Below are 13,130 nucleotides of genomic sequence, written 5' to 3'. Positions count from 1 at the left end.
AAGGATCAATTGATGAGAAAATCAGTTTGGAAAGATTCATAATTTCCTAAAGAATCACAGCCAGATTTATCATGAAAAACCACCGAAAGTGGGGAAGAACTACTTTTAGCGAAATCCGCAAATAGCAATGCGTTTTTCTTTTTAGAGAATTTAACGGCAATGATCTATAGATATGTAGATAAGTTTTCTGAGAAATTACTATTTCTCAAATTAATAACCGTATACTTAGGGTACTTAAATCTAACGATTTAATTTACTATCAACTCTAAATTAATTTATCAATGAAAAAAAAATCCGAATCATTTCGTATAACACGAAAATTTAAGCTTTTCAGTTATTCGCTGCTTGTTGGCTCAGCAACTTTTTTATTTTCCTGCTCCAAGGATGGTAGTGAACTATCAAATCACGATGTGCCTGATACAAATTTTGTTAGTAAGACAGATGCTAAAGACTTTGCTATCAATAGGGTTGTATTCAATAAATCCAACTCTGCAAAACTGATGAGTAAATCTACTGATCGCAATTCAGATTCTCATCAAACTCTGGATATTGTGGAAGTTGGTGATCAAAAACCTTCCTACTACATCATTAACTACTCGAATGGAGGCTTTGTAATTATCTCTGGCGATAAACGTTTAGACCCTGTTCTTGCATTTTCTGAAACGAGTAATTTCAATTTGAATTCATCGGCTACTCCCTCAGGTTTAATTGCCTGGCTTAGCAATATGGATGAGAGGATCAAGAATCTGAGAAAAGGTATAACTACAATAGATAAAAAAGTGGCCAAAATGGGCCAGCTGATGTGGAAAAAAAATGAAGTAATGGGTTTTAATCCAGATCCTGATCCGAGTCAGTTTGCAAATTGCACGCAAGAAGGAATGTATAGTTCTGAATCAACCTACAAAGGACCTTACCTCAGCACAACTTGGGGCCAAACTGGTGGGTATAATGATAACTCTCCAAATATAGGTTGTGGCAACGGTCAGCTTCCTCCAACAGGGTGTGTAGCAACTTCAATGGCTCAAATAATGCGTTATTATCAAAAACCGAGTACTTACAATTGGTCAAGCATGGCAAATAACTTCCCGACTTCTGAAACGGCAAGACTTATGAGGGATGCTGGTAACTCTGTTAATATGGATTACGGTTGTTTGGGATCAAGCGCAGTAACATCAAAAACAGCTAATGCCTTTATAAATACTTTTGGTTATGCTTCAGCACAATTTCAAGATTATAATTATAATGTGGTAGTAGCCGAAATTAATGGTCAACACCCTGTTATTTTAAGTGGGGGCAAAAACGATGGCTGGTGGATTTTTGGAAGTTATGCCGATGGACATGCATGGGTTTGTGATGGATTATTAGAAATGAAAAATTACCAGTGTACTAAAACCTATACTCCTTTCTCATCAACTCCAATACTGATGAAACAAGAACGTTCAACATATTTATATTTACATATGAATTGGGGATGGCAAGGTCAATATGATGGATATTATGCCTTTAATAATTTTAATCCTGATTCATACACATTTAACTATAAGCGTGGAATGGTTACAAACATACGTCCATGAATTAAATTTAAATCACATTAATATGATGCAGCAAAATCTATTATTTGCAGTTATGATTTTATGCACAATAGGTTGTAAGAAATCTAATCCAAGTGGGGGCGTGCTAGTGGATTTAACTAATATTATTCGTATAGTAAACAAGAACGGACAAAATTTACTTGACCCCTCTACCCCAGGCAGTTTTAAAAAAGATGATATTAAAATATACTATTTGGTAAACGGACAAAAAACCGAAATTTTTGACAGTAAATTAGACGCTCCAAGACAATTTACTACCTTTCGTGTTAAGGAAGATTACAAGATGTATCCAAATGAATATATGATGCAAATTTATTCAAATAGTAAGGGAGTTATTGATCAAAATGGCAATGAAATTGCAACAACTTATATTGAATGGAATAATGCGAATACGGATGTTATAATTACTCAATTAAGACGATCTGGGGCATCTGTCTCTATTGATAAGGTTTGGTGCAACGGTGTTGTTAAATGGGATATAGCGTCAACGCCAATAATTGAAGATACCAGCTTTCCAGGCAGATTTTTTCAAATCATAAAATAATTATTAAAAGCATATATTAAGAAGTCCTACCAATGATAATTGGTGGGCTTGTTTTTTTTTGATGTATCTGAATGACACCCTTTGCTTAGAAAAGTAAGCATAACCTTCTGTCGTTATCGAACTATGCAAATGTCCTTTCAACCACCCACCTTTTGTGGGTAGGCTTAAATCCTGTTTTTTTATCACCAGAACGCATCACTACCTAATAACAATTTTATTTATCTATTTTTAACAGGCTCTTAAAAATTATTGGAAAATACTGCTAAAAGCAGTATCCTTTTTTATTTGATCTGGGGATTATTCTAAATGTGCTTTTTACCCATTTCTGTTTACAATAAATAAGTTCTATTTTTACTCATCAATGGACCAGGACTATGCCACATATGATGACGACAAGTTACTTTCGCTATTAATAGATCGGGATAACAGGGCTTTTTCAGAAATTTATAACAGATACTGGCCGTTATTGTACAAACACGCTCTGCGGATGCTCAAAGAAGGGAACGAAAGTGAGGATGTAGTCCAGGAGGTATTTACAAAGTTGTGGCAAAAAGCACCTCAATTGCCATCCGATACTTCAATTGGTGCCTATCTTTATGTTTCCACCAGGAATGCAATTTTGAATTTTTTTAGTAAAAATCAAGTGCATCATGCTTATTTAACAGACCTTGGTCAATTTTTGGATCAGGCGCAGGAAATCACCGATCATCTCATTAGAGGACGCATTTTAACCAAACTAATTGAAGAGGAAATTGAAAAACTGCCTCCACGAATGCGCGAGGTTTTTGAGCTAAAACGAAAACAAAATCTTTCCTATAAAGAAATTGCGGGCATTATGGATATTTCTGAGCTTACTGTTAAAACGCAAATGAACAAAGCTATTTCTACATTGCGAACCAAATTTGGTAGTCATTTACCCTCTTTCTTTATCTCATTATAGCGCTGTTTTCAATAAATTAATAAAAAAGTAACTTTTTTTTAATATTGGATACAACATTGCCTTGAGCTAGCTGTCATACTATTATACTACCTGTAATAAACATGAACAAACAAACTATAAGTGGATTTATCAGAGACTATCTTGATAATAAACTTACAGCAAAACAAAATGCCCGGCTTGAAACCTGGTATTTGTTAAAAGCTGAAGAAAATAAATCTGTTGATCCACCACCAATAGAATATGAAAAGTTACAAGCCAAAATCTGGGCCAAAATTCTTTCCGATGTTTCACAAGCTGCACCGGAATTGCCAAAGGTTCAAAAGTTAAACCGTTCATATAAAAGAATAATTTCAATAGGAATTGCCGCAAGCATATTATTGATCGCTGGAATAGGTTACCTGATGCTTAAGAATAACAGTACCAATCATGATCGGTTTGTTATTGCAAAAAAATATGACCTGCCTGCTGGTACTGATAAGGCAATATTAACTTTATCTGATGGTAGGGTAATTGATTTAAATAAGGATGCTGTTGGCAAAATTGCAACCGAAGCTGGAATTGAAATTACAAAATCTTCAGATGGAACTTTGGTTTACAAGGCTTTAAATACAAAAGATAAAAGTGTTGGGTTTAATACCATTACTACACCCATTGGCGGACAATATACTATTATCCTGCCTGATGGGTCAAAAGTTTGGCTAAATTCAGGATCATCTTTGAAATATCCGACAACTTTTGCGGCAAGTGGAAGAAATGTAATCTTAACTGGCGAGGGATATTTTGAAGTTACGCATATAGAGGGAACTAATGGGAGAGTGCCTTTCTCGGTATCAGTGATTAAAAACAATGCTCAATCAGAAAAGGTACAAGTGCTGGGAACGCATTTCAATATCAATGCCTATGCGGATGAGCCTTTTATTAAAACTACTTTACTTAAAGGAAGCGTAAGTGTTGCTTTAAATGATAATAAAACGACATTGCTCAAACCGGGTCAACTGGCAAAGCTGAGTAATCAAAATATACAGGTACAAGAGGCCGATACTGAAATGGCGGTTGCCTGGAAAAATGGAGCGTTTGTATTTAGAGAAGATTTACGCAGCGCTATGAGAAAGATAGCCCGATGGTATGATGTAGAAATAGTTTATGAAGAAACTGCACCAGAAAATTTAATGCTGGGCGGTTGGATGTCCAGAGGCACAAATATTTCAGAAGTGCTCAACCATATTCAGTTAACAGGAAAAGTACACTTTAAACTTGAAGGAAGGAGGGTAATCGTTTCTAAATAAATTAAAAACGATTCCAAAAAAACCAGAAGTGCTTGGCGGCACCCCTGGATAATTGGTAGTCGACAATAATTAATCAACTAATAATCGCATAAGGTCCTGATTTCGAAGCCCGGGCCGAATGCAATAACCAAACAAACAAATGTATAAAAATTTTACTTCACTCGGATTGCTTAACCGGCAGTTCCGAAAACTGCTACTCGTTATGCGACTAACTGCTGCGATTCTTCTTTTAACGTTGATGCAAATCAGTGCATCAACAATGGCACAAAAAGTTTCCATTGTTGAAAAAAATGCGCCATTGGAACGCGTGCTGAAAGAGATACGTAAACAGAGTGGTTACGACATTATTTATGACCTCAATATTATTCTGGATGCTAAGCCTGTTTCCATCAATGTAAATCAGGTTAATGTATTCGAGGCTATTCAAAAATCATTAAATAACCAGGCCCTTTCTTTTTCGCTGGATGGTAAAACCATTGTAATTAAAGAAAAAAGTGTAACTGATAAGCTGGTTGATATTATAAAGGTCATTGATGTAAAGGTTTCGGTAAGGGATTCTTCAGGCAGACCACTTCCGGGAGCCAATGTGTACAACAAAACAATCAATAAGATGTACACTACCGACAAAAACGGAGACTTAGTGATTAATGATGTGCCTGCCAATGGTTATGTTCTGCAAATTAGTTATCTGGGCTTTAAGGGCGAGGAGATTTTCGTTGACCGGAAGACGATTACTTATTATATCACACTCAGACAGTCTACAGCTGCGCTGGAAGAAGTATCGGTGGTTTCAAACGGTTATCAAAAAATAAGCAAGGAGCGTGCTGCAGGCGCTTATGCAGTTATTACCGGTAAAGAATTGGCAGCCAACCCGGCAGTAAACATTCTTGAGCGGTTAGAGGGGCAGGTAGCGGGCGTGAAGTTCGATATCAAAGGCAATAGTGTACAAATTAGGGGGGTAAATAATTATGCAGGTGGCGGTGGCCTTCCGCTCATCGTAGTGGATGGATTTCCTTTAATGAATTCCAGTGATGCCGCAACCCTCACCAAACAGGTAGCCGGCAATACTTTTGGTAATTCAGTGATCAGTAGTATCAATATGGCTGATATTGAGCAGATCACCTTCCTTAAAGATGCTTCAGCTTCATCTATATGGGGTTCAAGAGCTGCAAATGGTGTAATTGTTATAGAAACTAAGAAAGGAAAAAAAATAGCCCCTTCGCTGAACGTTGGTTATGTTTTCGGCATTTCAAAAAATCCATCTATTGCTGATTTACACTGGATGAACAGCGCACAATACATCAATTTAGAGCAGGAAATGGTGGATAAAGGACTACTTGTAGACCCTGCTTCGGCAGCACCAGGCAATGAATTTTTTACCCCTAATAGTAGTGAAGCAACGGAATGGATGTTCAGGGTAAAAAGGGGGACAGCGACTGTAGCACAGCGCGATGCTGCATTGGCCCAAATTGCATCGAGAGATGGTATGAAACAGATCGAAGATAACTTACTGCAAAATGCAGTTAATCATCAGTATAATCTATCTTATTCAGGCGGATCGGAATCGAGTACCTACTACATATCCGGAAACTATACTAAAGATGTACCGGTTTTTAAAAGCAATTATGGCGAAAATGCCTTTGTAAATGCAAATACCTCAACCGATTTGTTTAACAAAAAAGTAACCCTGAGGGCTTTATTTAATTATCAGTACTCTAAATCGCAATATAATGCAGCTGCAACAAATGCGCTATCAGTAAGTACTACAGCATTACGCCCGTATGATTTATTGCAGGACGCAAATGGCAATAGTATTGGCAGAAATATCATCTTTACCGATGCTTTTGCAAATAAATTGGTGGGGCAGGGTTATTTGCCATTTACTTACAACACATTAGATGAGTTAAATTATTCAAATTCCATTTCAAAAAATAACGTGCTGAGGTTGAGTGCCGGGCTGAACGGAAAGATTGCTAAATGGTTAAATGCAGATGTTTCCATTATCAATCAACGCCAGTTTGGTAGTAGTTATACACTTGATGATTTGAATGGTTATGCAGGCAGGATACTTACAAATACTTATACCGTGCTTACCAATGGTCGGGCAATAGCGCCGTCATTTGCAGGCGGGCGCTACATCACCTATGGAACCACATCATCAGAAACTACAGTCAGGGGTCAGTTAAATTCGGATTTTAATATTGCTGGTAAGCATCAGTTTAATATTATTGCCGGAGCTGAAATCCGGGAAACCAATTCGGATAATACCTCTGAAACCAGGTACGGATTTAATTCGGATACGCGTACAATTGCAACCATTAACCCTACCCAACAGTATCCGACCATGTTTGGCTACACCCAATCCCTGGGTGCTAATTTAAGTAATCTGATTGCTTACCGTAAGCGATATTTATCGTATTATAGTAATGCATCATACAGTTATCAGGATAAATATTTTGTTACAGGTAGTGTGCGGCTTGATGATGCTACATTGCTCGGAATTGACAGACGTAAAAGAGCAGTGCCATTTTGGTCAGTTGGTTTAAGGTGGAATGCAAACAAAGAAGAATTTTTACAGAATACAGAATGGCTGAACGCCTTTAGCATTCGCGCAACCCTGGGAACGGCTGGTGTAGCGCCTCTAACTGGTACAAATGTACCGCTGATAAGCATATCAGGTAGTGATGGCAGAACCAACCAGCCAATAGCCAGTATCGATAATCCGGCCAATTCTAATCTGGGTTGGGAAACCACCAAAATGGCCAACCTTGGTATTGATTTTGGGTTTTTTAAAGGCAGGTTAAATGGAAGTTTTGATGTGTACGGTAAAAGAACAAAAGATATTGCAATAGCCTTTGCCTTCAACCCGACATACGGCTGGTCGAGCCTCAATTTCAATAGCGGAACGTTAACTGGCGGCGGCTATGAATTTACTTTGAACGGTGAGATCATCAGATCCGGAAAATTCAGCTGGAAATCAATATTGAATTTTGGCTATAACACCAATAAGGTTACTGATCAACGACTTGTTAATAATGCAAGTAATATCGCAGGTACAGCAGCAATAATTGAAGGAATGCCTTTAGGGGCAACATACGTTTACCGCTGGGCAGGACTTGACAGTAAAGGACAATCTCAGATCTATGATCGCAACAATAGCATCATCAGCAATACCACCAACCTGACCAATGCATTTACGAAAGATGATTTAGTTTATGCCGGTAGACGCTATGCGCCTTATACGGCCGGTTTCAATCATAACTTCAGTTACGGACAGTTGGAGTTGGGCGTGAGGTTTACAGGCTATTTCGGACACATTTTCTTGAAAAATGCGGTAACGAACTATCCAACAAGTGCAGATTTTGCCTATAACGGCGTTTTGGGAAGACAGGGCGAACTGGATAATCGATGGAGAAAACCAGGTGATGAATCCAATCCTGATGCTATTCCAGGGATAACAGGCGTGAACTTTAACAGCATCAACCGCTACCGTTTTTCAGATGCATTGGTACGAAATGCGGATAACATCCGTTTACAACAGATTTCTCTTGCTTATATTGTTCCGCAGCGCTTTCTGCCCCGTAACTTTGTGAAATCTTTGTCACTATCGGCAAATGTGCGGAACCTGGGAATTGTCTGGCGCGCAAACAAAGATGGTATCGATCCTGAATTTATCAATACAGGAAATTTTGGTAGCGTAACACCTACGCCAAGTTATGTTTTTGGAATTAACGCAACGCTATAATCAACATGAAAAATAGATATTCAATTATATTGTTTGCCTTAGCAATTACTTTGGCAAGCTGCAGAAAATATGTGGAGATTGATCAGCTTTCAATCAGAACATTGAAATATACCTCCGATTTCAGGAGTACCATGAACAATAATGGTGTTCTGGAAGGAACTTATTCTTATCAAATTCTATCAGGGGATGACATAGACATCACGGATGCAACAAGGCAGAATTCGCTTGGGGACATTTTAGGCAATGTATACACCTGGGCACCTAAATATACCTCCGAAAGCCAAAGCGATGCCGATTGGGATAAGCAGTATAGAACCATTTATGTATGCAACCAGGTATTAGATGGTGTTTTAACATCGCAGGATGGAACGGAGGCAGAAAAGCAGCGGATTTATGCAGAGGCCCTGGTACACCGGGCTTATGCCTATCTGGTATTGGTGAATACGTACGGCAAGCAGTATAACGCGGCCACCGCATCAACTGACTTAGGCGTTCCGCTGCTTACGACACCAAATTTATACACGAAACTCAACAGAGCCCCTGTCGCCGATGTTTATAAGCAAATATTAAATGATTTGAGGACTTCCATAAGTCGTTTGCCTTCGGTTGCGGAGTATAATGTACGCCCGGCAAAAGTATCAAGCTATGCTATATTTGCCAAAACGTATCTAAACATGCGCGATTTTAACAATGCAGCATTGTATGCAGATAGCGCCCTGACTTTGCAAAGTGGCTTGCTCGACTTGAAAACCTACGAAAATGCACCCGGAACCATTCCGGTAAGATTGTTAAACCCTGAGATCCTATTTTCCAAAATTTCAGGCGTGGTCTATACCGCTACTTCCCTAAGTAGTGATTTACTGACTTCATTAGGAACAACAGACCTGCGTTATAAGTTGTTTTCAGATGTTAGAAGCAAGTTCGGCAACCAGTTTAGCGCTTCTTTCACCGGAAGGGCATCCACCAAATACCTGATTAATGAATTTGTAATTAACAATGGCCCGACTGTGCCTGAGATGATGCTGATTAAAGCAGAGTGTCTGGCCAGGGGCGGAAAAACTGACGATGCAATGCAAATCGTAAACAATCTAAGGATCAAACGATTTACAACTGCCAATTATGTTCCGTTAACTGCAGCAAATGCGAGTGATGCACTTCGCATAGTTGTTGAAGAGAAAAGAAGAGAGTTTTTTGGAACAGGTATGCGCTGGTTTGACCAGAAACGTTTGAATCTTGACAATGATTTCGCCGTAACAAAAAATCGCAGTTTCAAAGGTGTTAATTATACTTTACAACCCAACAGTAACCTTTACTTATATCCTATCGGAGATAAATACATTCTTCTGAACCCCGAATTGCAACAAAATCCTAGATAGAAAATAAATCCATGAAAAAACATTTTTTTAGAAAATGTATGCTACTGCTTTGCCCGTTTTTCGGGCAGCAGTTAGCTGCACAAACGGTAACCTGGCAGCCCGAAATACTAAAGCAAAACCAGAAAATCAGCTTTCAATACCAGCCGAAAGGTGGCGATCTCGAATTTAGTGACGGGCCTAAAGCACTCGCGGCAGTATACAGCGGTAGCAAATGGAATACTGTCCCGGTTCAGTTAGAGAAAAAGAACGACGTATGGAACGGGAGTTATCAACTTCCGGAAAATGCCGTATTAATTGCTTTAAAATTTTATCAGGGTGATGACCTTCAGAATCCTGAAGCGCTTGACAATCAAAATGGCAAAGGTTATTACCACCAGGTTGTGGATGCTAAGGGGAAAATAGTTTCGGGTAGCTACCTGGTAGAGGCCAGTTTCAAGGCAGGTGCAACCGGCGATTGGACAATGAACAGCTTTGTTAGTCCTTCCAAGGCTCAAAAGATGATTGATTCTTTGCTTCAAAAGGAAGAAAAGCTTTCTAAGCGTATACCAAGAACACTTTTGTTCAATTATCTTGACCTTAAGCAGCTCACCATGCCTGCTTCTGAGTTCAGCGCAATGGCTGATAATCTGTTAAAAAGCGAGCTGAAAAATGGAAATCTTAACGAGCAGTTTTTGGCGCAGGCACAACGCTATTACGAAAAGTTAAAAAATAAAAGTGGTTCGGCTACAGTAGAATCAATTATTTTCAAAGATTATCCTAAAAGCAGCACAGCCAGGTTTTTAGCTTTCAGAAAATATACGGAGGGAAAATACGGAAAGGATTTCGAAACAGGTGCCGAAGAATTTATCAAGGCCTTTCCATATTTGGAATGGAAGAAATCATCGAACAATCAGGCATTTGTTTACTATACAATATACAGAAATTTGGCAACACAATACTTTGAAGACGGGCAAAATGAAAAATTTTTAGGACTCTTTAAGGATATTGATTTTAAAACTGCCAACGAAATCTACCGCTGGAATATAACGCGAAATCAAATGGCGGGAAAAAGCGATCGGAAATTACTTTATAAAGATAGCCAGATAATTATCCCCTACCTGCTGGAAAGACAAAAGGATAAATCCTATTTAGCCGATTTTGATAACGATGCAGAAAAGGCTCAGCAAAATGCAGATAATCAGACGGATGATCGCCTTTTTACGCACATCTCCCTTGCAAATTCGGAGGGTGACTATGCCGGGGCAAACCAGTATTTCAAATATTTATCGAAAAAAGGAGCTTTCGGAAATGCTGACTTAAATGAAATGCATGTTAATGTTTTGGAAAAATTGAACGATACCAAAGCAATTAAACCACTACTGGAATCTAGTGTTGCCGCTAATGCAGTAACGCCGGTTATGTTTACCAAACTTAAGGAACTCTATAAAAGCGAACATGGCGGTAAGGAAGAGGGTTATGAACAGTACCTTGCTGGTTTAACCCCATCAGACAAGAAAAATGAAATGAGGACGCATGTAATGGCGAATATGGTTAACTACCCGCTTACGCCATTTAGTTTAGAAAATGCCGACGGTAAAATGGTTAATTCTAAAGATTGGGCAGACCAGATTGTGGTGATCGACTTCTGGGCAACATGGTGCAGACCATGCATTGAGGCTTTCCCGGGTATGCAACTTCTGGTTGACCAGTATGCTAAAGATCCGAAGGTTGCCGTATATATGATTGGTACCATGCAGTTTGGCGATTACAAAACAAAATCCGTGAAGTATGTACTGGATAATCATTACCGTTTTAATCTTTTACATGATGCTGTGGGGCCAAAAGGAGAGCAGGATCAGGTTTTTAGAAGCCTGACACCATTGTTTAAGTCATCGGCGATTCCACGTAAAATCATTATCAAAAATGGCGTTGTTCGATACAGTTCAGAGGGTTATTCAGGTAGTCCGAGCCAGTTAAGAGATGAGTTATCAATGGCTATAGAAATATTAAGAGCAGAGAAATAATAAAATGAAGAGAGCGAAAATATTATGGAGCATACTTGTGCTATTGATTAGCTATAGTGCCCACGCGCAAATGAATCCGAAAATTAAATTGCAGGATGCACTTAAACTTATTCAGGATAATTATGTAGATCCCGTAAATGATGAGCAGGTTGTTGATGCGGCCATTAAAGCGATGTTAAGCAGCCTTGATCCGCATTCCAGTTATATTAGCCGCGAAGAAATCGAAGCCATGAATGAGCAAATGACCGGCAGTTTTGCAGGCATCGGTATCTCATTTGCAATGGTGGCTGACAGTACCTTTATAACGGGTATCAATCCTGACGGGCCGGCAGCAAGGGCAGGTTTGCAGGTAGGCGACCGGATTAGTACGGTTGATGGAGCATCTATTTTTGGTAAAGGTTTAAAAAACCAGGATGTGATGCGACTACTGCGGGGCGAAAAAGGGAAGGCTGTTAAGTTAGGCATTATGCGCAAGTTGCAAACCGCACCGCTCGAATTTAATGTGATGAGGGAACTGATCGCTGATCTCTCCATCAATACCAGTTACATGGTAAGCAAAAATGTAGGCTACATTTCGTTAGCTATTTTCAGCCAGTCAACCAGAAGGGAAATGGATGCAGCACTGAAGAAGTTAAAAGCTTTGGGCATGACTAAATTAATCCTGGATTTACAATCCAATGGCGGCGGACTTGTTGAAGCTGCTATCGGCGTAGCTGATGAATTCCTTCCGAAGGAGAAACTGGTTTTCTATTCAGTAACCAACTCCGGTGTAAAAGATAATTATATGACTGGTGGTTTTGGCCAGTTTATGACAGGCGATTTAGTGGTGTTGATCGATGAGTCAACTGCTTCATCAAGCGAAATATTAACAGGTGCTCTACAGGATTGGGATAGGGCAGTGGTCATTGGCAGAAGAAGCTTTGGTAAAGGCATCATGCAAAAAGGTCTTGAATTGAGCGATGGTTCAGTAATCAAATTGACAGCAGCACGCTACTACACGCCATCTGGCAGATCGATTCAAAAACCCTATGCAAAAGGTAAAACGGATTACTTTGAAGATTTTAACCGGCGCATGGCTTCTGGTGAACTTACAGAAGGAGGACATGTGAACTTTCCGGATTCTTTAAAACACACAACCCTCCTGAATAAAAGAACGGTTTATGGCGGTGGCGGGATTATGCCAGATAAGTTCATACCAATTGATACGGCAATTTACAGCGCATGGTTAAATAAATTGATGAACAGTGGGCGTGTAACCCAGGCGGCTTTCAATTATGTACAACAAAACCGAAAAAGCTTAACAGACAAATATGCTGACTTTGATGCTTTTGATCATTCCTTTAGCATAGATGAGCAAATGATTGATCAGATCATGACCAGCGCGATTAAGCAGGGACTTAAACTGCCACCGGTAAAGGATAAGGTAGCGAGAAAAACCATTGCTGTAGAATTAAAGGCAGAAATGGCCGATATGCTCTACTTAGGTAAAGGCTATGCACTTCGCGTTCGAAATGCAGCGAGTACGGCTTTTAGTACAGCATTAGATATCCTAAATAACCAAAAGATTTATAACCAGTTCCTGGAAGCTAAACCTTCTAAAAATACAACCGCTCCATCCAAAATCACGAAAAAATAATCTATAAA

General features: G+C 39.2%; 8 protein-coding genes. All 8 read left to right on the top strand.

Annotated elements, in window-relative coordinates; all coding sequences use genetic code 11:
• Positions 1-281: 281 nt before the first annotated feature.
• The 8 genes from BCL90_RS08980 (at position 282) to BCL90_RS08945 (ending at position 13,122) form a co-directional block, all read left to right on the top strand.
• Positions 282-1,574 (top strand): C10 family peptidase, encoded by a 1,293-nt coding sequence (locus BCL90_RS08980; protein WP_121283687.1) that lies wholly within the window; start codon positions 282-284, stop codon positions 1,572-1,574.
• Between the two features lie 22 nt (positions 1,575-1,596).
• Complete coding sequence (locus BCL90_RS08975; RefSeq protein WP_121283686.1) at positions 1,597-2,136, top strand: hypothetical protein; 540 nt, start codon at positions 1,597-1,599, stop codon at positions 2,134-2,136.
• A gap of 361 nt (positions 2,137-2,497) precedes the next feature.
• Positions 2,498-3,076: an RNA polymerase sigma factor gene (locus BCL90_RS08970; protein ID WP_121283685.1), complete on the top strand. Its 579-nt coding sequence runs from the start codon at positions 2,498-2,500 to the stop codon at positions 3,074-3,076.
• Positions 3,077-3,177: 101 nt separating this feature from the next.
• Positions 3,178-4,362 carry a FecR family protein gene (locus tag BCL90_RS08965; protein WP_121283684.1) on the top strand — a complete coding sequence of 395 codons (1,185 nt, stop codon included), beginning with the start codon at positions 3,178-3,180 and terminating at the stop codon, positions 4,360-4,362.
• Between the two features lie 238 nt (positions 4,363-4,600).
• Complete coding sequence (locus tag BCL90_RS08960; RefSeq protein ID WP_208647483.1) at positions 4,601-8,107, top strand: SusC/RagA family TonB-linked outer membrane protein; 3,507 nt, start codon at positions 4,601-4,603, stop codon at positions 8,105-8,107.
• 5 nt (positions 8,108-8,112) lie between these two features.
• Positions 8,113-9,483 (top strand): RagB/SusD family nutrient uptake outer membrane protein, encoded by a 1,371-nt coding sequence (locus tag BCL90_RS08955; protein WP_121283682.1) that lies wholly within the window; start codon positions 8,113-8,115, stop codon positions 9,481-9,483.
• A gap of 11 nt (positions 9,484-9,494) precedes the next feature.
• On the top strand, positions 9,495-11,486 hold the full coding sequence (locus BCL90_RS08950) for a TlpA family protein disulfide reductase (RefSeq protein ID WP_121283681.1): 1,992 nt from the start codon (positions 9,495-9,497) through the stop codon (positions 11,484-11,486).
• Positions 11,487-11,490: 4 nt separating this feature from the next.
• On the top strand, positions 11,491-13,122 hold the full coding sequence (locus BCL90_RS08945; RefSeq protein ID WP_121283680.1) for a S41 family peptidase: 1,632 nt from the start codon (positions 11,491-11,493) through the stop codon (positions 13,120-13,122).
• Positions 13,123-13,130 lie beyond the last annotated feature (8 nt).

It is taken from the genome of Pedobacter alluvionis (assembly GCF_003664035.1).
In the GTDB taxonomy this organism is placed as follows: domain Bacteria; phylum Bacteroidota; class Bacteroidia; order Sphingobacteriales; family Sphingobacteriaceae; genus Pedobacter; species Pedobacter alluvionis.
Note: the sequence above shows the minus strand (reverse complement) of the source record. Positions and strands in the feature narration are given on the sequence as shown.